Source organism: Singulisphaera rosea, assembly GCF_054877945.1.
This window is the reverse complement of record NZ_JBTYIP020000034.1, coordinates 1-23,989: the sequence shown is the minus strand read 5'-3', so window position 1 is coordinate 23,989 and position 23,989 is coordinate 1. Positions and strand designations below refer to the sequence as shown.

At 63.7% G+C, this 23,989-nt stretch carries 21 protein-coding genes; 8 read left to right on the top strand and 13 right to left on the bottom strand.

The features are described from left to right. Positions 1 to 38: 38 nt before the first annotated feature. The 4 genes from ACYOEI_RS35255 to ACYOEI_RS35240 form a co-directional block, all read right to left on the bottom strand. Complete coding sequence (locus ACYOEI_RS35255; RefSeq protein WP_462854968.1) at positions 39 to 938, bottom strand: helix-turn-helix domain-containing protein; 900 nt, start codon at positions 936 to 938, stop codon at positions 39 to 41. Positions 939 to 1,419: 481 nt separating this feature from the next. Further along, complete coding sequence (locus ACYOEI_RS35250; RefSeq protein ID WP_462854966.1) at positions 1,420 to 2,211, bottom strand: sensor histidine kinase; 792 nt, start codon at positions 2,209 to 2,211, stop codon at positions 1,420 to 1,422. 107 nt (positions 2,212 to 2,318) lie between these two features. Continuing rightward, positions 2,319 to 2,531 (bottom strand): hypothetical protein, encoded by a 213-nt coding sequence (locus tag ACYOEI_RS35245; RefSeq protein ID WP_462854965.1) that lies wholly within the window; start codon positions 2,529 to 2,531, stop codon positions 2,319 to 2,321. A 411-nt stretch (positions 2,532 to 2,942) separates the two neighbouring features. Beyond that, positions 2,943 to 3,545 (bottom strand): ANTAR domain-containing response regulator, encoded by a 603-nt coding sequence (locus ACYOEI_RS35240; RefSeq protein ID WP_462854963.1) that lies wholly within the window; start codon positions 3,543 to 3,545, stop codon positions 2,943 to 2,945. A gap of 246 nt (positions 3,546 to 3,791) precedes the next feature. Here ACYOEI_RS35240 and ACYOEI_RS35235 point away from each other — a divergent pair, with 246 nt between their 5' ends. Both ACYOEI_RS35235 and ACYOEI_RS35230 read left to right on the top strand, forming a co-directional pair. Further along, positions 3,792 to 4,280, top strand: coding sequence for a MaoC family dehydratase (locus tag ACYOEI_RS35235; protein ID WP_462854962.1), 489 nt, complete (start codon positions 3,792 to 3,794; stop codon positions 4,278 to 4,280). A 67-nt stretch (positions 4,281 to 4,347) separates the two neighbouring features. Next, positions 4,348 to 4,563, top strand: a complete 216-nt coding sequence (locus tag ACYOEI_RS35230; RefSeq protein WP_462854961.1) for a hypothetical protein — start codon at positions 4,348 to 4,350, stop codon at positions 4,561 to 4,563. Positions 4,564 to 4,606: 43 nt separating this feature from the next. On the opposite strand, the gene ACYOEI_RS35225 is transcribed toward ACYOEI_RS35230, so the two are convergent. Next, positions 4,607 to 5,455 carry a phosphoenolpyruvate hydrolase family protein gene (locus tag ACYOEI_RS35225; protein ID WP_462854960.1) on the bottom strand — a complete coding sequence of 283 codons (849 nt, stop codon included), beginning with the start codon at positions 5,453 to 5,455 and terminating at the stop codon, positions 4,607 to 4,609. Positions 5,456 to 5,457: 2 nt separating this feature from the next. Beyond that, complete coding sequence (locus ACYOEI_RS35220) at positions 5,458 to 6,684, bottom strand: Tm-1-like ATP-binding domain-containing protein (protein ID WP_462854958.1); 1,227 nt, start codon at positions 6,682 to 6,684, stop codon at positions 5,458 to 5,460. A gap of 173 nt (positions 6,685 to 6,857) precedes the next feature. Here ACYOEI_RS35220 and ACYOEI_RS35215 point away from each other — a divergent pair, with 173 nt between their 5' ends. Then, positions 6,858 to 7,676: an SDR family NAD(P)-dependent oxidoreductase gene (locus tag ACYOEI_RS35215; RefSeq protein ID WP_462854956.1), complete on the top strand. Its 819-nt coding sequence runs from the start codon at positions 6,858 to 6,860 to the stop codon at positions 7,674 to 7,676. 29 nt (positions 7,677 to 7,705) lie between these two features. Further along, complete coding sequence (locus tag ACYOEI_RS35210) at positions 7,706 to 8,518, top strand: sugar phosphate isomerase/epimerase family protein (RefSeq protein ID WP_462854954.1); 813 nt, start codon at positions 7,706 to 7,708, stop codon at positions 8,516 to 8,518. Positions 8,519 to 8,573: 55 nt separating this feature from the next. Here ACYOEI_RS35210 and ACYOEI_RS35205 read toward each other — a convergent pair whose 3' ends face one another. After that, complete coding sequence (locus ACYOEI_RS35205) at positions 8,574 to 9,371, bottom strand: HpcH/HpaI aldolase family protein (RefSeq protein ID WP_462854953.1); 798 nt, start codon at positions 9,369 to 9,371, stop codon at positions 8,574 to 8,576. Between the two features lie 320 nt (positions 9,372 to 9,691). On the opposite strand from ACYOEI_RS35205, the gene ACYOEI_RS35200 reads away from it, so the two are divergent. Next, on the top strand, positions 9,692 to 10,852 hold the full coding sequence (locus ACYOEI_RS35200; protein WP_462854951.1) for a glycosyltransferase family 4 protein: 1,161 nt from the start codon (positions 9,692 to 9,694) through the stop codon (positions 10,850 to 10,852). Positions 10,853 to 10,988: 136 nt separating this feature from the next. Continuing rightward, the gene (locus tag ACYOEI_RS35195) at positions 10,989 to 12,485 is read left to right on the top strand and encodes an HlyD family secretion protein (protein WP_462854950.1); all 1,497 of its coding nucleotides are present in this window, start codon (positions 10,989 to 10,991) and stop codon (positions 12,483 to 12,485) included. 82 nt (positions 12,486 to 12,567) lie between these two features. On the opposite strand, the gene ACYOEI_RS35190 is transcribed toward ACYOEI_RS35195, so the two are convergent. From ACYOEI_RS35190 to ACYOEI_RS35180, 3 genes are all read right to left on the bottom strand, one after another. Next, positions 12,568 to 14,181 (bottom strand): DHA2 family efflux MFS transporter permease subunit, encoded by a 1,614-nt coding sequence (locus tag ACYOEI_RS35190; RefSeq protein WP_462854949.1) that lies wholly within the window; start codon positions 14,179 to 14,181, stop codon positions 12,568 to 12,570. Positions 14,182 to 14,665: 484 nt separating this feature from the next. After that, positions 14,666 to 15,865: a mannosyltransferase family protein gene (locus ACYOEI_RS35185; RefSeq protein ID WP_462854947.1), complete on the bottom strand. Its 1,200-nt coding sequence runs from the start codon at positions 15,863 to 15,865 to the stop codon at positions 14,666 to 14,668. 72 nt (positions 15,866 to 15,937) lie between these two features. After that, positions 15,938 to 17,620: an ArnT family glycosyltransferase gene (locus ACYOEI_RS35180; RefSeq protein ID WP_462854946.1), complete on the bottom strand. Its 1,683-nt coding sequence runs from the start codon at positions 17,618 to 17,620 to the stop codon at positions 15,938 to 15,940. 69 nt (positions 17,621 to 17,689) lie between these two features. Between ACYOEI_RS35180 and ACYOEI_RS35175 the strand changes: the two genes are divergently transcribed. Further along, positions 17,690 to 19,048: a hypothetical protein gene (locus tag ACYOEI_RS35175; protein ID WP_462854945.1), complete on the top strand. Its 1,359-nt coding sequence runs from the start codon at positions 17,690 to 17,692 to the stop codon at positions 19,046 to 19,048. Positions 19,049 to 19,224: 176 nt separating this feature from the next. On the opposite strand, the gene ACYOEI_RS35170 is transcribed toward ACYOEI_RS35175, so the two are convergent. The 3 genes from ACYOEI_RS35170 to ACYOEI_RS35160 form a co-directional block, all read right to left on the bottom strand. After that, positions 19,225 to 20,901 (bottom strand): M28 family metallopeptidase, encoded by a 1,677-nt coding sequence (locus tag ACYOEI_RS35170; RefSeq protein ID WP_462854943.1) that lies wholly within the window; start codon positions 20,899 to 20,901, stop codon positions 19,225 to 19,227. A gap of 925 nt (positions 20,902 to 21,826) precedes the next feature. After that, positions 21,827 to 22,216 (bottom strand): hypothetical protein, encoded by a 390-nt coding sequence (locus ACYOEI_RS35165; RefSeq protein ID WP_462854940.1) that lies wholly within the window; start codon positions 22,214 to 22,216, stop codon positions 21,827 to 21,829. A 486-nt stretch (positions 22,217 to 22,702) separates the two neighbouring features. Continuing rightward, positions 22,703 to 23,299: a TlpA family protein disulfide reductase gene (locus ACYOEI_RS35160; RefSeq protein WP_462854939.1), complete on the bottom strand. Its 597-nt coding sequence runs from the start codon at positions 23,297 to 23,299 to the stop codon at positions 22,703 to 22,705. Between the two features lie 204 nt (positions 23,300 to 23,503). Between ACYOEI_RS35160 and ACYOEI_RS35155 the strand changes: the two genes are divergently transcribed. Next, positions 23,504 to 23,950 carry a hypothetical protein gene (locus tag ACYOEI_RS35155; RefSeq protein ID WP_462854937.1) on the top strand — a complete coding sequence of 149 codons (447 nt, stop codon included), beginning with the start codon at positions 23,504 to 23,506 and terminating at the stop codon, positions 23,948 to 23,950. Positions 23,951 to 23,989: the final 39 nt, after the last annotated feature.

Sequence of the window (23,989 nt, the reverse complement as noted above, 5' to 3'; positions counted from 1 at the left end):
AGGCGCCGGCGAGACTCCCTTGATCGTTTCGATCCGCCTCAATGCCCAGGCTTCGGGCCGGGCGAGCCGGCCGAGTTGAGCCGCTGCGCGAATTCACTCAGGTGGGCCATCCGCTCACCGAAGCTGGCATAGATCAGCCTCGCGCGAAGGTCCGGGCCGAACGCCCGGCCTCCGACCATGATCGCCACACCTCGAGCCGCGGTGGCCTCGAAAAATTGTGAATATTCTTGAACGAAATGGTCTTCGTCGAAGAGAAAGTTGATGGATAAGTAGACGAGCCTTGGGGAGTACTCTTCGACCGCCTTCGTGAGCGAGCGAAGCGGTAGGTTTTGCCCGAGGTTGCGGACCTGCCAACCAAGCTCGCGCAAGACCAGCTCGCCGAGCAAGATCGCAAGCTGATAGAAATCGCCTTCGGGTGTCGCGCCAAGCGCGAGCGGTCCATGGCCTGGCTGCTCTCTCGAGACCCTATCCACGGCCTCGTTCAGGACGGCAGTCATCGCCTGCGACACCTCGTGCTCCTGGTAGACGTCGAGAGATCCTTCCTCCCAGCCGTGCCCGATGCGTTCCATCACGGGTCGAAACAGCGAATCCGCCAGCGCGACCGCACCTACCCCCGACCGGACGATCGCCCTCAACTTCACCTTCGCCTCGGAGATCGCTCCTTTCTGAAAGAGTTCGATGATTTGATCTCGGTGCTCATCATTGATCGAGACGGTTTCCGAGGTCGAGGTCCTCACCTGCGTCTCGAATCCCAACAACGGACGATCGAGGCTTTGCGCAAGTCGAATCGCTTCGGAGAGGGGGATCAAGCGATGCCGCCCCACCGTTCGGGTTGCCTTCAAGGCCCCCGTATCTACCCAGCGCTTGACCGTGCTCACACTCACTCGCAAAGCCAAAGCAACCTGATGCGTTTTGAGAAGGGGCTCGTCTGGGTTCATGAACGCTTTTCCGACCGAATGAACGGTTTGGACGATTTCATCATAGGGTGGACGATTCTCTGTGAAAAGGGCCATCCTTGAGTTTGGCCGGAAAAGCTGTGGAATCGCAACGCAACCACGCTCCGTCGACGCTCACGACGGGTGAGACGCTCGTCAAAATCGGGAGCATTGGACAGTTTGGACGATTTAATCGCTGGGTTGAACGATTTTTTGCACGGGTCACGGGAACCCTCAGATCGTTTTCGAGCCGAGATCGTCCAAAGGTGGAAGAGTGATTGGACACTGATGGGGATGCGGCGACAGGTTATGGGGAGAGGTGGGACGGATCGGAGGATGGATTGCCGCGGACGGACGATGCGCGGAGTAACGACGACGAGACGGAGCCCGCCGCCGCCCGAATCTCAATGTGAGGTGGAAATCATCCGAGTTGTGAGGAGGCGATTTGAGACCGGCCGAGCGGCTCACTCGAATCGTGTGGGCTTCAGTCGCCTCGGGTGGCCTCGACCGAAGCTCGAGTTGCCGCGTGGTCTACGGGTAGGGAGACGGAGACTTGGGTCCCCTGGCCGACCACTGAACTCATCACGATCTCACCGCCGAGTTGCCCGACCATTTCGTGGCAAATGGCCAGGCCGAGACCACTCCCTTCGACGCCGGAATGCTCGTCGCGCGAGAGGCGGTAGAACGGTTCGAAGACCTTAGACAGGGAATCCGGGGGGATCCCCGGCCCGCTGTCCGCGACGACGACGAGCCAGTGGTCGCCCTCCTGTCGGCCGGTCACGCGAACGTGTCCCGTCTCGGGCGTGTATTTGAGCGCATTGGCGACGAGATTGCCGAAGATTTGCTGACAACGGGAGGCGTCGGTCGTCACGGTCGCGTCGGGTCCTTCGACGTGGCAATCCCAGGAGATTCGACGCGACGCGGCGTCGGCCGCGAACTGGCGATCGATTTCTCGGATCAGGGCCCCGATCGTGAACGATCCGAAACTGAGCGGACGCGTCCCCTGGACGAGGCCGGCATAGTCGAGATAGCTCCGGGTCAGCCGAAGGAGATCGTCGCAGAGGTGGATCATCGTATGCAGATGGCCGCGCTGATCTTTCGAAAGGGGATGGGCCGCATCGCCGAGGAGGAGATCGAACCCCGCGCGAAGTGAGATCAGGGGTCGGCAGAGCTCATGGCTCAAGTTTGATAGAATCGATCGCAGCTCGGCGTGCGCGATCAGAGGGCGAGGGGGGGTCGAATAAGTCGTCATCGGCGAGTCGACGCGCGCGTCCATGTTCCCCCTCGACGTCGGCAGGCTGCCGACGAGTGCGAGTGGTCGTCGATCGGGAGGGGTTCGTCACCCCCTCTCGGTCATCCTTGGTGCCGTGTTTTCGTACTGAATCAACTGACCACGATTTGATTGGTCAGGAGCGGGTGTCCGTTGGTCAGGTCGAGTACCGCTTGTTGCGCCAGTTGCTTGGCGTGATAGGTACGCGAGCGGCCCTGGAGAATGATCGAGTTGTCGGAGCAGACCACGTGGAGGTCTCGGATCCGTCCACTGGCTCTGCGTTCGATGTAGCCTTCGAGGCGTTCGGCCAGTTCAGGGCCATTCATTCCACGCCCGTTCCGTCGCGGGTCCATCCCTGCGTCGAAGGTCGTCATGCCTCACTCCCAGTTGATCGGCAATGCTCCGGGAACATTCGCATCCCATGCTCAGTTACGGCCGAGCGCGAAGATCGGGAGGGTGCGCCTCACATGGTTCATCGAGGCTGAAGAAGTACCACAAGTCTCGAGGCACGTCTTGGCCTCGAGCCTCCATCGTCTTCCGTGAAGCCCAACCGTCCTACGGAGGCAAACGTGTTTGATCGGCAAACACCGGATCAAACATTCTTAGCCTAGCGAGGCGGTAGGCGTTCGTCAAACATTATTATTCCACCAAACGGGGAAACCGGCAGGATCCGCACGCGAGAAACGTGGATAGAGGGCAAAAATTCTCATGCGTGATCTTTGCCCTCATCGCGACCGTCAGGGAACTTGCGGAGGCGCCTCGAGGAGCTCGTCGGCCTGGACGATGGACTCGGCGAGTTTGGCCATCGGCATCCGGCGATCCTGGCTTTGACGTTGCAGGAAGCGGAATGCCTCGGCTTCGGCGAGGTTCCGGCGGGCCATCAGGATGCCCTTGGCCCGCTCGATGAGCTTGCGCTCGCGGAGGGTCAGCTCGAGCGTGTTGACGTTCTCGCGGAGAGTACGAATCTCACGAGCCCGGGCCACGGCCACCTGGAGCGCAGCGTGAAGACTTGGGCTCGTCACCGGCTTGAGTAAGTAATAGAGCACGCCATCCTCGACCGCCTGGTCGATCAGGTTGGGATGGCCGTGGGCCGTCAGGATGATGACCGGGGTACCCGGGTCGCGGACGATTTGCCGCGCCGCGGAGAGGCCGTCCAGCCCCGGCATCTCGATGTCCATGAGGACCACGTCGGGTAAGGCCCGTCGGCAGACTTCGATGGCATGGTGACCGTCGTTGACGATTGCCACAACGTCGTAGCCGAGCGACTCCAGTTGACCTTGGAGGCCGGCGGCGACCGGCTTCTCATCGTCGGCGATCAATACCCGATAAGGACGATTCATCAGCACACCCCCCTAAAACGTCCGTCGCGGACGAATCTTTTCGTGGTGTTCTTAGTTCACCGACAGGCAAGCCAGCGCCGGCGAGACGATCGCGCTCGGTCTAGACCGAGACCCCGCGACCGGAACGACGAGAACGCTTGACGACGCGCCCCCTACTATGCACAATTCGTTCCTAACTCTTTCACATTGTCTCGATGAACGCACGAAAAGTCATCAGCGCTCTCCGTTTCTTTGGGAGTGGCCTCCGTGACCCAGCACGCGATCCCAACCTTCGCGTTCGACGAACTCTCGGTTGGTGATGAGTGGGAGAGCCCCGGCCGGACCATCACGGAATCCGATGTGGTCGCGTTCGCGGGCCTCTCCGGCGACTTCAACCCGATCCACATGGACCACGAGGAGGCGCGTCGCGGACCCTTCGGCAAGCCGGTTGCGCATGGGCTCCTCGGCCTGGCGATCGCCTCAGGGTTGACGAGTAACTACCCTCGCATCGAGACCTTGGCGTTTCTGGGGATCCAGGAATGGAAATTCCTGCATCCGGTCGCGTTCGGCGACACCATCCGCGTCATTACCCGCGTGGCCGCGCTCGAGCCGAGGGCGAGAGGTCGCCGCGGAGTGGTCTCCTGGCACCGACGACTCGTCAACCAGGAAGGCAAAACGGTGCAGGAAGGGGTGACCCAGACCTTGGTCCGCTCGAGAGCCCGTGCCGACTCCCCGTCCGAAGACGAACAGGCGTGATCAACAGTCAATCCGACCGCAGTCATCGAATCGAATGCCCGCCGATCCTAGCCCTCCGAGGCCCAGTGTGCCGCACTATCGAACCGAGGTGGAAGTCACCGCCGACCGCTACGTCTGCCTCCAACTCCCCGACCGGCTCCCACCGGGGCGGGCCATCGTGACGGTCGTCCTGCTCCCGTCCGACTCCGAGTCGACCGACCTCCAGGACTTCGGGCACGAATCCGACCGCGATGATATCGAATGGTGGGAGGAGTTCGAGGACGACCGGGAACGAATTCGCTGATCTTTGGGAGAGAAAGCTCTCAACAATCGGGCGACGTGGCCTCTCACGCCTTCGACGGGCGGAGTGCGACGAAGCTCTCCACCTGGGCGACGATGGCGGGCTCGGTCGGCAGTCGCTCGATGCTGCTAGCCCCGAAGAAGCCGGCGATACCTCGAGTGTTCCGGAAAATCTCCGCGACGTCCGTCGGCTCGGCGATCGGCCCCCCATGGCAGAGGACGATCACATCGTCTCGGACGCTCTTGGCCGCGTCGGCCATCGCCTGCACTCGCTTGGCCGCCTCGGATAGGGTGAGTGCGGTCTTGGCCCCGATCATCCCGTGCGTGGTCAGCCCGACGTGGGGGACGATGACGTCGGCCCCGGCACCGGCCATCGCCCGCGCTTCCTCTTCGTTATGGACATAGGGACACGTGAGGAGGTCCATCTCCCGGGCCTTGGCGATCATCTCGACCTCGAGGTGATAGCCCATCCCGGTTTCCTCAAGCCCTTGCCGGAAGACGCCGTCGATCAGGCCCACGGTGGGGAAGTTCTGGACCCCGGCGAAGCCTGCGTCGCGGACCTCGACCAGGAATCGCGACATGACACGGAACGGGTCGGTCGCGCAAACGCCTGCGAGGACGGGGACCCGTTCGACCACCGGGATGACCTCTCGGGCCATCTCCATGACAACGCCGTTGGCATCGCCGTAGGGCATCAGCCCAGCCAGGCTGCCCCGGCCGGCCATGCGATAACGCCCCGAATTGTAAATGATGATGAGGTCGATCCCCCCCGCCTCGGCGCATTTCGCGCTCAGGCCGGTCCCCGCCCCGCCACCGATGATGGCCCGCCCTTCGGCGATCTTGCGACGGAAGCGTTCGAGGATCTGGGTACGGGACTCGGTGCGACGATCAGACATTGTTATCCCCTGGGAACCGCCAGTAACTCGAGCAAGGCCCGTGCGGCGGCCTCGGCGAACGTTGGGTCGTTGATATGCTCGTCGCGGATGACCAGCCGGACGTGGGGTGCCGAGGCCAACCCCGAGCGGATCGCTTCGAACAGGGCGGTGTCGGCCTCGGGGTCGTAGAAGGGCAGGTCCGGGGCGTCGAGTGCGGAGACGCCGCCGCGGGGGATCATGACCACCACGGGACCCCGGGCACGGCCGAGTGTTGCGGAGAGCTTGGCCCCGAGCGCAGCGTTCTCCCGGACCGTGGTCCTCATCAGGGTGACGGAGGGGTTGTGGGCGTGGAACCGACGCCCACGGAACCGTTCCGGGACGCTGGCAGGGGGCCCGAAGTTCACCATGTCGAGGGCGCCCACGCTCACGACCTGGGGAATGCCCGCCCGCCCCGCGGCCTCGAGACGGTCCGGGCCCGCGGAGAGTATCCCTCCGACGAGCTCGTCGGCGAGCTCCGTGGTCGTCAGGTCGAGGACGCCGCTGATCAATCCGTCGCGAATCAGGCCTTCCATCGCCTGTCCGCCGATCCCCGTGGCGTGGAAGACCAGGGTCTCAGCCCCTTCTTCTTCCAACCGACGTCGGGCGCGGTCGACGCAGGGCGTGGTCACCCCGAACATGGTCGCGGCGACGACCGGTCGATCGACCGAGAGATTGTCGGACGGCCTGGCGAAGAGGATCATGCCGAGGAGGGCGTTGGCCGCGTTCGTGAGCGCCGAACGCGTGAGCCGATTGAGACCGATGAGGTCCGCGACCGGGTGGTGCATCGTGATGTCGCTGCCCCGGACATACGGCCGGGTCTGGCCGCTCGCGAGCGTGCTCACCATGACTTTGGGGAGGCCGAAGGGCAGGGCACGCATGGCCGAGGTTGCGATCTCGGTCCCCGCCGATCCCCCGATCCCGAAGGCCCCCTGGAACGTGGTCGAGCGTGAGAGCTCGGCGACCAGGTTCGCGACCCCTCGGGCCGCCTCCGCAACCGCCCAGCCGCGGTCCCCTCGCGCCTGGATCTCGGCGAGCGAGGTCCCCGCGCGTCGGAAGACGGCGTCGCTGCCGATGTCGGGCGTGATGGCCGGCGGGCCGCCGGAGCCCGCGTCGACGACCAGGGTCTCGACCCGGTGCGCGTGGAAAATGTCCCGCGCAAACCCGAGTTCTTGTCCCTTGGTATCCAGGGTGCCCACGAGCAAGATGGGCATGGAGTCGGACGTCCCTCTCGCAAGTTGACGACGGGCCGGGGCACGGTCTCGGCACGATTGACGCCCGACCGCGACGGCATCATCATGAAAAACCCTCGGGATTGGAACACGATCGTACCGCTTTGGGAAGAGCCCGGCGGATTCTCGGAAGGCCCGGAGAGGCAAGCCCCACGATGTCGACAGTCGAGCCGAATGGACGGGCCGTGGCGCTGGTGACCGGAGCGGGGCGGGGGATCGGGCTCGGTATCGCCGAGGCCCTGTGCGAGGCCGGGCTCAGCGTCGCCCTTACCGACGTCGACGCCGCGACGGCGACCGGATCGGCGGAAGAGCTGGGCGAGAAGGGCCACGACACGCTGGGCCTCGAGCTCGACGTCCGCCGGGCCGACGACTGGCAGAAGGCCGTGGCCTCGGTCATCGAGCGCTGGGGACGATTCGACGTGCTCGTCAACAATGCCGGGATCAGCCCGAGGGGGACGATCGAGTCGACGGACGAGGCCCTTTGGGACCTCACGCTCGCGATCAACCTGAAAGGCCCCTGGCTCGGGATCAAGACGGCCTTGCCCCACCTCAAGGCGACCCGTGGTGCGATCGTCAACATCGGGTCGACCCGCGCCACGAGGCCGATGCCTGGCCTCTTCTCCTACGTCACGAGCAAGGCGGGGCTGCTCGGGCTGACCCGCCAGGTGGCGGCGGAGACGCTCGCGTATGGAGTGTCCTGCAACATGGTCGCCCCCGGCTGGGTGGACACTCCCGGCGAACGCGTCATCCAGGCCCAGCAAGGACGGCCGAACTTCCCCGAAGGCCTGCAAAACCTGACGACCTCGAAGGACGTGGGCGACGCGGTCGTCTTCCTCGCGTCGCCCGGCGGGCGGAAGGTCAACGGGGTGATCCTCTACCTCGACTCAGGCCTCCACGTCGCCGACGACGCGGGGATGGTCTACCTCCCGGACGAGGTCCGCGTCCGCTACCATCAACCTGCCAAGAACGACTGAGTTGCGAGGACCAGCCGGGAGCATCCTTCGTGAGCGAATTCGTCTACTGTCTCAACACCAGCACGATCCGCCCCACGCCTCTCCTCAGGAAGATCGAGATCGCCGGCCGAGTCGGCTACGGCGCCATCGAGCCCTGGAACGACGAGGTCGACGAGTACCTCCGATCGGGGGGCTCTATCGCCGAACTAACGAAGGCCATGGGCGACTCTGGCGTGAGGGTCGTGAGCGTGATCGCACTCCATGGCTGGATCACGTCCGAAGGCGAGGAATATCGAAAGGTCCTCGACGACTGCCGACGTCGGATGGAGCAGGCGAAGAGCCTTGGTAGTCCCACCATCGTCGCCAGTCCCCCGCAGGAGGTCGTCGATCTTGGTAAGGCCACCGAACGGTTCAAGGAACTTCTCCAACTCGGTCGCGAGGTCGGGGTCACGCCGACGATGGAGTTCCTTGGGTTCGTCGACGGGATCAACAATGTCTCGAGCGCCTGGACGATCGCCGCCGGCTCCGGCGACCCTCAGGCCGCGGTCGTCGCCGACGTCTTCCACATGATCCGAGGCGGTGGGACGGTCGACGACCTGCTCAAACTCCCCGGCGATCGCCTCGCGTGCTTCCACATGAACGACCTCCCCGCGTCCCCCGACCCGAGGACGCAGACCGACTACGACCGCGTCATGGTCGGCGAAGGCATCGCCGACCTCCCGCGGGTGATCGCGAACCTCCGGACCATCGGCTACCGAGGCCCACTCTCACTCGAACTTTTTAGCCGGGAGCTCTGGGAGCAAGACCCGGCCGACGTCGCCGCCCGCGGTCTCGACCGAATCCGCGCCCTTGTCGGCGAGTGATCCTTTGTTTCGAAACCCGGCTTTTAAGAAAAAAGCCGGGTTTCGGGGGACGGACTCAATACTTGGCGAGTTCCCCGACGGCGTTCGCCGGATCAATCTCGCGGACGATCGCCGAGGCCTCGTCGAGCATGCACTTGAGCTCGCTACCGATGGCGATGAATTGCCAGCCTTCGGCGATGCGTCGTTTGGCGTCGGCGAGCGAGTGGACGTGGAGGCCGCAGGGGACGCCCTGACGCTTGGCGGCCTCTCGGATGCGGGTCAGGGTTTGTTCCATCAGCTCCTTGCTGGGCGGCGTGCCGTCGGGCTTGCGGAGCGAGGCGGCGAGGTCGTTGGGCCCGACGAAGATCGCGTCGATGCCGGGGACCGCATAAATCTCGTCTGCGATGTCGACGGCCGCGATGTGCTCTGTCTGGAGCACGACGAGGATTTCGTTGTCCGCCTTGAGATAGTAGTCGCCGGCGGTTGCGCCGTAATTCATCGCGTGGAGGCCGCCGCCGACGGAGCGGTTTCCGACGGGCGGATACTTGGCCGCGGCGACCATCGCCTTTGCTTCGGCGGCGTCCATGACCATCGGGACGACGATCCCCATCGCGCCGCAGTCGAGGACCGACTTGACGTATTCGTGGCGTGAGGCGGGGATCCGGGCGAGCGGCACGCAGCCGGCGTCCGCGATCGCGCCGAACATCATGGCGGCGGTCTGGATGTCGGTGTGGGAATGCTCCATGTCGACGGTTAACCAGGGGAAACCGACGCGCGACATGAAACGGGCGGCCACCACGCTCCCCAGCGAGAGCCACGTCCCGACCTGGGGCTTTCCTTCCTGGAGCGCCCGCTTCACCGGATTGGGTTTCAAAGCCTGTCCTCCCCCTCGATCAAACTCGACCCCGCGTCGGGGCAGCGACCGCCCCCGCGGCCCCTCGCGACCGCCCGCTGAGTTTGCCAGGAAGCCCTCGCGTGAGCAAGTCGAAGCCTCACCGGCCGTCGCGTCGACGCTCATCCGATCTTCCCGAGAATCTCCCGGGAATTGGGTCGTCATCCTCATCCGTCTCCCGTAAAATCCAGCCGGAGGCGTCCCGCCGTCTGCTTTCCGGGCGGTCGGCTCACGACGAGCATGGATCATCACGCCTTTCGCCTCAAAATGCTTTCCGATTCTTCTTCGTCTGCGGGGTATCCATGAGAGTGACGATCGTCACCGAGACGTATGCCCCGCAGGTCAACGGGGTCTCGAGGACGCTGGGCCAACTGGTCCGATACCTTCGATCCTCGGGCGATGCGGTCCAGGTGATCCACCCCGACTACGGCGAGGCTTCGGCGGAGGAAGGATCGCACCTCGTCCGCTCGTGGACGCTGCCGTTCTACAAGGAGCTCCACCTCCCGCTCCCCCCGTTCGGCGGAGTGGTCAGGGCACTCAGGGCGTTCCGACCCGAAATCATCCACATCGCGACCGAGGCGACCCTCGGCCTGAGCATGCTTCGGATCGCCCGTCGGGAGGAGGTTCCCGTCGTCTCGAGCTTCCACACGAACTTCGACCAGTACAGTCGCCACTACCGGGTCGGGTGGGCCAACGGTTTGATTTGGCGGTACCTGCGCTGGTTCCATAATCGGACCCTCGAGACCTATGTCCCGTCGAGACCGACGATCGCCGACCTCGAAGCCCGAGGCTTCGAGCGACTGGCGCTCTGGCCACGCGGCGTCGACAGTCAACTCTTCCGACCCGATCGGCCCGGGCGATCGGCGATCCGGGAGAGGTACGGGTTCGCCCCCGACGACGTCGTCATCGCGTACGTGAGCCGGATTGCCGCCGAGAAAAACGTGGATTACCTCGCCAACGCTTTGACCCTCGTCACCGAGTCGAGGCCGAGTGCCCGGGTCTTCTTCGTCGGCGATGGCCCTTCACGGCCCGAACTCGAGGCCAGGATGGGACCGCGTGCGAGGTTCGCCGGGTACCAGAAGGGGGAGGACCTCGCCGATCACTATGCGGCGGCCGACCTCTTTGCGTTCTCCAGCCTGACCGAGACCTTCGGCAACGTGGTCCTGGAGGCGATGTCCTCCGGCCTGCCGGTCGTCGCGCTCCGGGCCGGCGGGATCAGCGACATCGTCCAATCGGGCCGAACCGGCTTCCTGATCGACCCCGACCGACCGACTCGAGAGTTTGCCGACGCCCTACTTCCGCTCGTCGATCACGCGAATCTGCGCCGAGGGATCTCGGAGGAGGCAAGGGCCTACGCCCTCAACCAGAGCTGGGATGCGATCATGGGGGCGTTGCGCGAACGCTACCTCCGCGCGATCGAATCGTCAACACACGCAGCCTCGTCGCGGGCCCTAGCCGTCTAATCCCCGAAGCCGTGCTGAATGCCAGGTCTCGGACCTCTCGGCGATTCCGTCTCGGCTGACCTTGGCGTATGCTTTGAAGGGCTCGGATCGCCCCGTCAGTCGGAGGCGATCCAGCACCCGGGGAGCGACCGCGACGATGACGACCGAGGCGACAGGCGGAACGGAACCGAACGCGGTCGTCGGCGGCTCGAAGACCGCTGTGACCTCGGCGCACGAGCCCAACCCAACCGTCAGGAAACCTTCGAGCTCATGGCTAGGGCGGATCTTCAAACTTGCCCTGCTCGTGGCGGTCGTGGGGATGGCGGCGATCTACGGATATCCGATGGTCGAAACGGCGCTCGCGACGGTCTCGACGGATGATGCTTATGTGAATTCCCACGTCACATTCGTGGCGCCTCGGATCGCCGAGACGGTCATGGAAGTCCGGGTCGACAACAACGACTTCGTGAAGGCGGGGGACGTCATCGTCGTGCTCGACAAGAGCATGCAGACGATTCGCGTGGCCGAGTCCGAGGCCGCGCTCGGGGTCGCCCAGCGCGACCTCTTCGAGCAACTCGCGAGGGCCAGGGCGGCGGCCGCGGAGGCCAAGGCCGATCGCTACAAGCTGATGTCGGCGATGACCAGCGTCAAGAACGAGGCTGCGGAGCTACGCTCGACGATTGCGACCCTCAACGAGAAGCAGGCGTCGGAAAAGCTCGCGAAGCTCGAGTTCGATCGCTATTCCGACCTCGCTCGCAAAGGGTCGGTGACGCAGGAACAGGCCGACGTCCGCCGGACGGACTACGACCAGGCCCGAGCGGCGGTCGTCTCGGCCGTTGAGAAGATTCATAGTATCCGGGTCTCGCTCGAAGTGCCCGAGTCGCCCGCCTCGGGAAAGCCCTTTGACGACCTCCCCGGCGACCTGGATCAGCACCATTCGAGCGTGCAGAGTGCGCTCGCGGCCTTCTCGCTCGACCTCGCCAATCTCGGACTCGCCCTTCCCCGATATACCGAAACGCCCAACGCGTTCATCGCCCGGATTCACAACTCCGCGCCGAACGGCGACCTCGACGTCCTGATCGAGGAGACCGTGGAGAAAGCTCCCAGCGTCGAGTCGGCACGGGCACGGATCAAGCAGAGCGAAGAGGAACTCGCACTCGCCCGACTCCAGCTCACGTATTGCGGCATCCACGCCGAGATCGACGGCTTCATCTCCAACCGCAACGTCAACCGAGGCGATCGGGTCACCCAGGGGCAGCGGATCCTCGCGATTCGGTCCCTCCGCGAGGTCTGGATCGATTGCAACTTCAAGGAAACCCAGCTCCCGCCGATCCGGATCGGTCACCCCGTCGACCTCTATTTCGACGCCTATCCGGGCAAGGTTTTCAAGGGACGGGTGAGCGGCTTCAGCGCCGGGACCGGTTCGTCCCTCGCACTGCTCCCCGCGCAGAACGCGACAGGCAACTTCGTGAAGATCGTCCAGCGATTGCCGGTCCGGGTCGATCTGGTCGACGGCAACCCGCCCGAAACCCCCTTGTTCGTCGGGCTGTCGGCGAACCCTTACGTCCGGATACGCGAGCAACCCCAAGGCCCCGATGCGGGTCAGCGGCTCAGGGGATCCTTCCCGAAGGTCGAGGCCGTCAAGTCTCCATGATTGAGCGACAACGATCATTGGTGGCCGATGATCCGAGCGGCGTTCGGTCCAAACCGTGAGATAAGACGCCTTCGGGAACGACTCACTCCGCCCCGATCGACGCCCCTTCCTCGGCCACAGAGCGTCGCATCATCAGGGCGAGTGGGACGAGCATCAGCGAGAGGATTGCGCAGACGTAGAAGGCGTCCAGATACGCCATCGAGCCCGCTTGCTGCTGGCGGAGTTCGTCGATGCCGTTCAGGGCCAGCATTCGGGAAGACTCCGGGTCGCCGGTCATCTGCATGTAAAAGGCTTGGCCCGACTGCATGGCGTCTTCGAACGGAGTGCTGAGCGGATTGAGATTCCCGACGAGCCGATCGTCGTGGAAGGAGATCCGCCGTTCGACGATCGTCTTGCCGAGCGAAGTCCCGGCGCTCCCGCCCTCGTTTCGGAGCATGGCGAAGAGCCCCGCCGCCGGCCCTCGAAGCTCACGGGGGAGGTATTTGAAGGCCGCGACGCTCAGCGGGGCGAACATGCAGGCCGTGCCCAGCTGCTGCACCACCCTCGGCCAGACGAAGTGGCTCGGCCCGACGTCCAGGTTCAAAAGAGTGAACCAAAACGCCCCTGCCGACATCACGATCGCCCCGCCGACCACCAACCACCGGGCGTCGACCTTCTTCCCGAGCATGATACTGATGACGAGCATCGCCGGGATCGAGAACAGCCCCGCGGGCGACATCACCAGGCCCGACCAGACGGCGTTGTATCCGTAGAGGCTTTGGAGCATCCCGGGCAAGAGGGTCATGCTCGTGTAAACGATCGCGAACGTCACATAAGCCGTGATGCCGCTGGCGACGAAGTTGCGATCCCGGAACGGCCCGAGGTTGAGGATTGGCGACGGGTGTCGAGACTCCCAGACGACCGTGCCGACGAGCCCGATCACGAACAGCACGATGAGCGTCTGGACTCTCCAAAACGGGTCGTTGTACCAGTCCCACTCCTGGCCCTTGCTGAGGATCACCTCCATCGTCGCCATTGCGAGCACGATGAGGCCGAGGCCGACGAAGTCGAATCGGAGGGGCTTGCTCCGCAGGGCTTTCCGCTCGGCTTTAAGGTAGTCGGGATCCTGCAACCAGAGGTAGTTGAGGCCGAAGGCCACGGCTCCGGCCGGGACATTGATCAGGAAGATCCAACGCCACGAGTAATTGTCGGAGATGTAGCCCCCGAGCGTCGGACCCAGGATCGGGGCGATCAGGGCCGAGATCCCGAAGAGCGTCTGCGCGGCCCCCTGCTTCTCCGGGGGGAACGCATCGACGAGGACCGCCTGGGTCACCGGCTGGAGCCCCCCGCCTCCGATCCCTTGGAGGATCCTGAACAGGACGAGCTGCTCGAGGCTTGTGGCGAAGCCGCAGGCCGCCGAGCTCAGTGTGAAGAGGGCGACCGAGCCGAGGTAGTAGGTCCGCCTCCCGAAATATGACGAGAGCCAACCCGAAAGGAGCAGGACCGCGGCATTGGCGGCGAGATAACTGGTGATGACCCACTCGCTGTCGTTCTCGGCCGCCGAAAGGCCGCCCGCGATGTATCGGAGCGCGACGTTGGCGATGCTCGTGTCGAGCACCTCCATGAACGTCGCGATCGAGACCCCGATCGCGATGAGCCAGGGATTCACGGCAGGCCGACTCACATGTTCGCCCGACCCGGTCGTCGCAGAGGACATCGTCTCGGCCCCGGTCCGGCCCACGCCCGCCTCGAACGCTCGCCCTCGGCGCTCGTGGATGCCCCACGAGCGTAACCGGGCGCACTGTCGGAATCCAGCCGACAAAGCTCCTGATCGCCAATCCCGTGCAAACGGGGGTTGGCCTCCGTGATGGGGTCGGGACGAGCCTTTCTTCGCAAGCTGCCGTGGACGTTTGCCGGTCGTCGTGGTGGGATAGGAAACGGCACACCGCCGGGGAGTGGTCCCACATCCGACCGAAACGACGGGCGGAGTGTCTCCCCGGCGGCGTGTTCTCAAGCCGTCGACTCGATTCACTGAGTCCGAGCGACGGCGTCATGAATGGCAGGGTTGCGATTGAGATTCAGTCTCAATCGGTGTGCCAAGCGTACTCGAAATGTCGGCCTCAAGTCAAGACGTCGTGGAGAATTCCGCGCGAGGGTTTTCGTCGACGTCGCGATGGCTTGCGCCCCGGTTGTCTTTGGCTTCAGCCGACCCAATACCAGTTCGAGAACCGTAGGTTGAGGAGGCCGAGGAAGATCGCCGAGACGAAGATGATGACGCGGTCGACCTCCCGGTTCTTGCCGAGCTCCGCGAGGGTGAGAAAGACCGGGAAGGAGACGACTTCGAGCCTCAGCATCGACTTGAGGCTCCCCGTCGCGAGGGGCATGAGCATCAGCACGAGGGCGTAGATGGGGAGGGCGGCGTCGTATCGACGGAAGAGGCGGAACGGGAGGATGAGGAACAGGGCGGCGGTGACCGCGTCCATGGCGGTCACCGTGTTCACGTGGTCCCGAGGGAGCGACCAATCAATATTTGTCAGGGCCGTCCAGAGTGCCTGAGTCGGCGAAGCAAACGATCGGCCCCACGAACCGTGCGCCCTGACGAAGGCGAGCGGGTCGCCGGAATCGACGTAGAGCAGCAGCATGAAGGTCCCGAGCCCTGCCGGGATGAGCAGGAGCCAGAGGACCGAGGGTGAGATCCGGCTTCGTCTCGTGGCGACTTTGAGAACGTAGTCGAGAGCGAAGGCGGCGAAGAGCGCGATCCCCGTCGGGCGCGTGAGGGCGGCCAGGAAGCCCCAGACACCGCAACGGAAGTAGCGGCCCGTGAGATAGCCGTGGAACGCCGCGGCGGTCGTGAGCAGGAAGAGCCCCTCGGAGTAATAGGCGGAGAGGAAGAACGAAGACGGATAGATTAGTAAATAAATGAGACTTCGTCTCACGCCGTCCTCGTCGAGATATCGCGCGGCGATTTTCGACAGGTAGATCAGGGCCAGGAGCAGGGAGACGTTCGAGACGAGGAGTCCGGCGATCCAGTGGTTGCCGACGACCTCGGAGACGGCCCGCGTGGTCCAGGGATAGAGCGGGAAGAACGCCTGGGGGTTGCTTCCCCAGGTCCGGTCGGCGTATCCATGCTCGACGAGGATCCGATACCAACCGGCATCCCAACGCACCCAACCGTCCCAGAACGGGTGACCCGGGAAGGCCCGCCAAGGGTCTTTCGGGCTGAGTTGACTGTCGGGGCGTTCGAGGGTCATCGACACCCCGACGACGTCGAAGGCGAACAGCAGCCCGCGCCAGACGAGGAAGATCATGAGTACGTACGGGATCATGCCGAATCGCCCGGACGACTCGACCGGCTTTGAGAGGCCCACCGTGCCTTGCTGACCGTCGTTTTCCTCGGGCATGATGCGCCTCACCTGGATCGTACGAACAAGTGTTTCCAGGGCCTTGGAACTGTCGGAAGCTATTCGCTCGTGTTAGCGATCGGGCGACCTCGACGTTTCGAACGACCCGTAGTGATCCTTCTCGACCCAGAGCCCTCGACCGTCGGGAGTCGTCGGCACGGCCCTCGATGGGAAATAGCGATCGAGGAGGAATGCCTTCAGGGCGGGGAAGGGGGGATCCCCGCAGAAGATCAACTCGGGTCGGCGTTCCTTGAGGTCGGCCATGATCCGGGCGACTCTCGGCGTGGTCAAGGGGTGCCCGCCGACCGCGTAGGCCTTGAGCAGCGGGTCCGAAAAGAAGTGTCGAGAGACCCCATCAAGCCCCGAGTACACATAGAGTGGGCTCTGCCACCCCCAGACATAAAGATGAGGCGAATCCCAGGTCTTCGAGCGTCGGCCGAGGTCTCGGCCCAGCGCGCGGAGGGCGACCCATTGACCGCCTCCCTTGTACCGAACGGTCAGCGCCTCCGGCGGGACCATCAGATAGTCACGGATCTGGAGGAATGCCGTCACACCCAGGGCGAGGATGAGGGCCGACGCCCAGGGGATCAGGACGAGTCGTCGCGATGGCTTCGATCGGATCGAACCCGCGAGTTCAGCCAGGTAGGTGGCCGTCGCGATCGCGATCCCCGGCAGGGGCAAGAGGTAGTAGTGTTGCCAGAAGAGCCCCGGCAGGGCCACCTGGACCCAGGCCGAGAGGGTCCAGGCCGCGACGAGCCGCCGGCCGGGCGTCGATGAACGAGTCAATCCCAGGCTTGCGGTGGCGGGTATCGCGACGAGCCAGAGCGGCCAACTCCCCGTCCCCCACCAGACGAGGTAATTCGTCTTCCCGAATGGCCAGGGGAGTTCCCCCTGGGGATCGGCATTGCCCGTAATCCACCGTACCCAACGCGAAGGGGCATTCGCCTCGGGGGGAGTGTCCGCCGCCATCGCCGCACTGTATCGGACGATGTCCTCGAACGCCGCCGCCCCGGCCCCCTGGAGAATTAGTGCGAGGAATGCGGCTCCCCAGACGACGGCAAAGCCCAACGCCAACTCCAACACATCGTCTGTTGTTATGCGTAAGGACCGACGCCGAAGCAACAGGGCTGCGGTGTAGATCAGGCCATGCGTGAACGCGACCTGCTTGAAGAGGCAGGCGATCCCCAGGCAGACTCCCGCCCCGAAGAGCCAACCCCGCTTGGACCGGTCCCAACCGGCGATCATCAAGGCGAGGGAGGCGGTTGAAAACAGATTGATCGGGTGTTCGAGGTTCGCCCCATTGCCGAACAGGTACGGGTCGGTGCTCGTCACGGAGTATATCAAGGCGGCGAGGCATGCGGCGAAGGGGCCCCCGAGGCGAAGGGCGATCCACCAGACGATCCCGATCGTGGCGAGCACGATCGGGATCGGCGTGACCCGAACCGTCAACTCGTTCGCACCCCCGACGGCGACCGCGAGGGCATAGAGCCAGTAGCCGCCCGGAGGCTTGGGCTCGGTCAGGTCTCGATACATGACCGAGCCGTGGACGATCCGACGCCCGGTGTAGGCGTAAACGGCCTCGTCGCAGTCGAGAGGCTCCGCCTCGGCACCCGTGACCGGCCAGAGGTCGACGCCGAGTTGATCCCGGATCGTCGGTCCTATGGTATGGCATCGGAACCAGACGTCGAAGACGAGGATGGCGAGGAGGACCAGGACCGCCCAGGCGGGGATCCGGGCGGGTTTGAGGTCGCTCACGGTGTCGTTACAGGTTTCGCCGTGTTAAAATAGGTCGCCGAATGAGTGTCGACGACTCGGGGAATCGCCATGCACAAGTCTAACCGCGAGGCCGAGGTCCCGCGAGGGGATTCGCCGATCGTCCGCCGGGTCCATCCGCTTCGCCCCTGGCTGCTCGGGATCATCTATCTCATCGTCCTCATCCCGATCACCCTCGCCCCGAGGCATAGCGGTAACGTCTGGTCGCGGTACATGACCATCGAGGGGATCGTCGAGCGCGGGACCCTGGCCGTCGATGGATCTCCCCTTCTGGCCGGCAGCGGCTCACCCGACCTCGTCAAATTTGGACCGCATCTCTATTCCGACAAGCCGCCGGTCCTACCCGCGATCGGCGCCCTGGTTTACGAGGGGGTCTACCTGTCGGGAGTCCGGATCGCGGCCACCCCCAATCAGTTCGTGGTGACCAACCTGATTCTCGTCTCGAGCATCGTGGGCGTGGCGTCCGCGTTGACGCTCGTCTGGCTCAGGCAAATGCTCCAGGTTGTCCCGATCCGGCCGTGGATCTCCGATGTCTTGACCTTCGGACTCGGCTTCGGCTCACTCCTGCTTTCCTACGGCGTGACCTTCAACAACCACAGCGTCGCCGCCGCACTCGTGACGGGGGCCTTGGCGATGACCTTACTTGAGGAGCCTGGAAAGAGGGTACGTCTTCGCCGTGTCCTCTCCGGCACCTTCTGTGGCCTCGCCGCGACGATCGACCTCCCCGCAGGCGGAGCGCTCATGGCGGCGCTGGCGATCTGGCAGGCGTTGCGGGTCCGGAACATCCCTTGGGCTTTCATCCTCGGGACGATCCCACCGCTGGCCTTCCACTGCCTTCTCCAGTCGCTCGTGACCGGGACGCCGCTGCCCGCTGAGATGTATCCGGAAGCATTCAACTATCCCGGATCCTACTGGGCGACGAACGTCGGGACCTGGAAGGAGTCGGTTCCCCGTTGGCAATTCGGCCTGGAACTCCTCTTCGGACAGCAAGGATGGCTCACGATCACCCCAGCCCTCTTCCTCGCCCCGGTCGGGCTGATCCTGGCGCTCCGCAAGCCCGGCGATCCCCTCCGGCCGGCGGCTACCGTGGTGGGGGGCGTCGTCGCCGTCCTTCTCCTCTATTACATCTGGGGCGTCCGCCGGACCGACTACGCCGGGCAGTCGTTCGGCACTCGTCACCTCCTGGCCGTGACCCCGATCTGCTATCTCTTCGCGGTCGACGCCCTGGCCCGGCTCCGCAGCCGGCTCGCCTCGGTCGCGTTCGCCATCTTCACGGCGGCCGGCCTCGTCTACGCCATCTCCGGGTGTCGGGACCCGTGGAGCCGGGTCGAGGTACACGCGAAACGAGACCCGCTGGTGTGGACGCTCCAGTGTGTCGTGCTCTACCCGTGGTCGAGCTACCAGCGGTAGCTCTCGGATCGGGAGGATTCTTTAGCCACGGATTGAACACGGATGAAACACGGGTAATATCAGACAAGAAGGATTCGAAAATCAATTTACTTGTTGAATTCGAGTGTTTTATCCGTGTCAATCCGCGTTATCTGTGGATAGAATCTTTTGTGTAATGTCGGGACCGCAACTCAAATTCACTTCGCTTTGAGCGAGGCCTCGCGCTGGGCGCGGAACTCGCTCCCGGGCTTCCATTCGGGGAAGCTCGAGCCCTGGGCGATCTGATAGCCGACGTCCCAGAGCATTTGCAGGTCCTCGACGGCCCCGGAGAGGTCCCAGTCGGGTTTGACCTCGTCGGTGACCTTGTGGTAGTCGCGCTGGGTGTACTCGTCGCGCTTGCGGATCCCGAAGTCGGCGGGCTTGCCGATGTAGTCCATGCCCCCTTTGGCATTCAGGGCGGGGATGCCTTGCTTGGCGAACTCGAAGTGGTCGGAGCGATAGTAGAGGCCCTTTTCGGGCTCGGCGTCGGGCTTGACGACCTTGCCGTGAGCTTTGGCGATCTCGACGAGCATGTCGTCGAGAGTCGTCTGGCCGAACCCGATGCTGATGACGTCGTTCGTACGTCCCCAAAGGTTGATGACGTCCATGTTGATGTCGGCCAGGGTTCGATGGAGGGGGTAAAGGGGATTCGCCGCGTAGTACTTGGCCCCCAGGAGACCCTTCTCCTCGGCGGTGACGGCGAGGAATAGGATGGAACGCTTCGGAGGGGTCGCGAGCCGGCTGAAGGCCTTGGCGATCTCGAGGACGCCCGCCACACCCGACGCATTGTCGGCCGCCCCGTTGAAGGTCTGGTCCCCGGTCAGTCCCGGATCGCGACCCAGGTGATCCCAGTGGGCTGTGTAGACGACGCATTCCTCTTTGAGGGCAGGATCCGAGCCTTCGAGTTTGGCGACGACGTTCCGCGAATTGACCTTGCGCAAGGCGTTCTTGATCTCGAACTTGGCCTTGAGGTTCAAGGCGACGGGGCGGAAGTCCTTCGACTTGGCCGAGGCCTTCAAGGCGTCGAAGTCCTGTCCACCCGCTTTGCAGAGTTGCTTGGCCTTCTCGAGCGTGACCCAGGCCTCGATCGCCACGCGATCCTGGTCTTGTCCCGGGCGTGGGATGTCGAAGTTCTCTCGGCCCCAACTCCCGACGACGACCTCATACGGGTAGCCCGCCGGCCCGGTCTCGTGGACGAGGATGGCGGCGGCAGCCCCTTTCTCGGACGCGATCTCATACTTATAGGTCCAGCGCCCGTAGTAGGTCATCGCCTTCCCCTTGAACATCGCGGGGTCGAGCTGGTTGGGGTCGTTCGGCGCGGGGATCGCCGGGTCGTTGACGAGCATCACGATCGTCTTGCCCCGGACGTCGACGTCCTTGTAGTCATCCCACCCGTACTCGGGCGCGACGACCCCGTACCCCACGAACACGACATCCGAGTGCTCGACCTTCACCTCTTCCGCCAACCGTCTCGAGACCGCGACCCAGTCCTCGGGGAATTTCATGTCGATCGTCATTGCCCCCGCGCGGAACGACGCGGACTTCGATTCCGCCTGGAACCCGACGAGCGGGACTTGCTGGACGAACGTGCCGTCGGGATTCCCGGGCTTGAGCCCCATCGAACGGAACTGATCCGTCAGGTAGCCGACCGTCCGGTCTTCCCCCGGTGATCCGGGAGCCCTCCCTTCGTACTCGTCGGACGCAAGGACCTTGATGTGCCCGAGTACTTCGTCACCCTTAATACTTTCAAGCGCGGGCTTCCGCACATCCTCGGGCGCCGCGGCGATCAAGGTCAGGGTCGTGCACGCGGCGAGTCCACCGAGCCACCGAGTCATGATTCGCTTGGTCCTTTCGATCGGATCCGCAAGGCGTGCCGCGTTGTCGGCGAAAGCGTGCTGCGGCGGATGCCCTCATGATAAGAGAGCGGCCCTCCGCGAGCGATTCCCAAGATCGAACGAATCGGAATCTTTCCGACAAAACTCTCGCGAAGCCATCTCTCCACAGTTTTTTCGGTCGAACCCGCACGTAACGGAACGATTGAGATCTGGTTTCATGCCGTCATTTCCATTCACGACGTCTTCCTCATCCGTCGTCCTTCCTAAAACCTCCGCCGGGTCGGACTGGGAATCCAAGGGTTCCTGAATGCGAAAAAGCGATTACCCAACGCGGGGACCTTCAAGGAGAATCCCCGCGTCAACGTGGTCGACCCGACGGATCCGAAGCATCTCTCGTGGATCTGGACGTCAATCAATGACCCCAAAGGATTCACTTCCAAAGAACCAGCCTTGCCTCCCTAGCTGGGTCGCCAAAATCGTAACGCATATCAATAAAATCTTTATTTTAAAATTTATAAACATAATAATGTTTGAATCTGTGCGAGCTCGTCGAGCTTGGCCGTGCCCGGGAATCTCCAACTGGGGTCGAAGGTGTCCCGTTCATCGGTAAAGGCCGCCCGGTGATCGGCTTCGAGAGCTCTCGGAGTGCGGATGACGGCGAGGACGTCGCGGGCTTTTGCAATTTCGCCGGAGGAAATGGGCGAAGGAGCGTGCGGGGATGGCGGGAGAACGTCGAGAGGTGAAGGCAAACGAGGCGAGGGATCGTCGCGGCAGGAATCAGGGCCGAAGGGCAGGAGGGGGTGGCGGTCTACCTTGGAGCGTTTCTGGAAACCTGACGACAGGAAGACCGAGGTGTGGTTTCCCCAGTCGTATTCTGGATCTCAAAACCGTGCAAGGAGGAACAGGCTGGTGGCCGAGTCGTGCTTCAAGGCCTCCAGTATTGGATGGCATCCTGTCCCGAACCGTAGGGATCGGCGACTCCCGAAAAGTACCAGGTATCCGGAAGGTTCACGATGTGAAACCACAGCGCCATCCCGAACACACCATGGTCGGCAAGGTGGGGGAAACGTTGGAAGCGTTCGGCGAAAAGAGCCTGCCAGGCGGGCCCTAAGGCATCGAGAGCATCCACACTTGCTTCGCGAGAATTGATCTGGGGACGTGCGGGGTCGGTGGCGATTGCCTCGCTTATGATCCGCGAAACCTCGGCCAGGAGCGGGCCATAGATTTGCGGAGCCATCATTGCATCGGTCAATCGTTGCCAATGCGGCTGATTGCCCATGTGCTGCTGTGAAATCCCATTCACGTCCTTCAGCATTTGGCCCTTTCGCTCGCGACTTCTCTCCCTCGGCCGGAAAATCCTCGATTACCTTGCGGCGACGACCCGCGCCGAAACCGTCCGGATCGATGCCGCGATTATGGGCCCACTCGGCGATGCGACCGACGAACGGGAACCCGAGCTCGAGACAGGATGGCAACGGTAGGGAACATGGTCACAGAATAGTCGAGGGTAAAGCGGATGACGAGGGGTCTTGAGAAGGATTCAATCCAACCCGCGTCGTCGGACCTCGAACCGGCGATGACGTTGACCGGGAAAAATCCTTGTCGTCGATCAATCGTCTTCGCGATGATATCCTTTCCAGGCTGCCAGCGCTCATCTCGGGCTAAATCCCCGAGACTGCCGGGGGCAGCACCTGGGCCTGGAATACGAGCGAGCTTGTCCGCAGAAATCAAGCAATTTGATACAGTATGATGGATACTCGTATAGTTGACCTGCGGGCGGCACGTTAGCCCTGGCGGCAGTTCAGTCGGGGCGTCGGTCACGGGCCCTCTCGGCATCTCGGACTAGGCCGCCAACAATCTCCTCAATCGGCTCGTGGTGCGGGAAACTCGGCCGCTTCCAGCGAATGACTCCCCGGTGATCCAAGACGTAGACGGTCGGCCAGCCTTGGACATTCCAGCTGGTCGAGATCGGGCCGGCCTTGCTTCCCATGTTACGCCAGGATGGCCAGGTGATTCCCCGCTCGTCCATAATCCGCCTGACCTTATCGAGGTCCTCGTCGCTGTCTACTCCCAGCAGGACAAACGGCCTCCCAGCCATCTTGGCGACGAGAGCGTTCTCTTCCGGGACGAGCGCCATGCAAGGAACGCACCAAGTGCCCCAGAAGCTCACGACGACGACCTTCCCCCGGTAATCGGAGAGTTTCATCGGCTTGCCGCGGAGGTCATCGCCATCGATCTCGGGAGCCTTACTCCCGGGGGCGAGATGTCGTAGTTCAAAGAGAGGGCCGACGACCCCACTTGACAATCCCTCGGCGAAGCCATCCGGGATATCCTTAATCTCCTCAGCAACCCGAGCGAGGTGGGCCTCGGCCTGCCACGCCAGGCCCTCGCCGCCCACGGTTAGAAGTTCTCGGACGTTTGTCACCAAACCCGTAAGAATGGGAGTTAGCGAACCCGAATCGTTACGAGCCTGAGCGGGGTCCAGTGCGGCGGTCGTACTGGACATCCATCGACAGGCGTGCCAAGCCCCTCCAAGCTGACCCTGGATCACCCAGGTCCGCTCGGAGGCTCTACCTTGGCCAAGCTCACAAGGGAGCAAATCGTGACGATCGAGGTCTTGCATCAGCGAGGCCAGTCCGCCTCCGAAACCGCTCGCATCCTGGGCGTGACCGAAGGCGCCGTGCGATATCATCTCCGTCGCAAACGAGACGGATCGCTCGACGGCCGACGGAAGGCCTCGCGGATCGAGCAACTCGGCTTGGCCGAGGCCGTCGACCACTGGTGGAGCGCCCACGCCGAGATCACGGGACGCGAGCGGCCACCCAGCGTCCAGATCCTCTACGACTACCTCCGCTCCGAACTCGGCTTCGACGGGTCGTACAAGTCCGTCCGCAAGTTCGTCCGGGCTCGCTTCGGCCCCGCTCCGATCCGCCCGTTCCGTCGGGTCGAGACCCCGCCCGGGGCCCATTATGGTAAGCCCGGCGTTATGTTTCGGACCTTGGAGGAAACCGGGCTTCCGTGCCCTGAATCGGTGCATTGCTTTCCATAATCCCGTCACAGGGACTCGAGCCATGCGAGGAGATCCGGG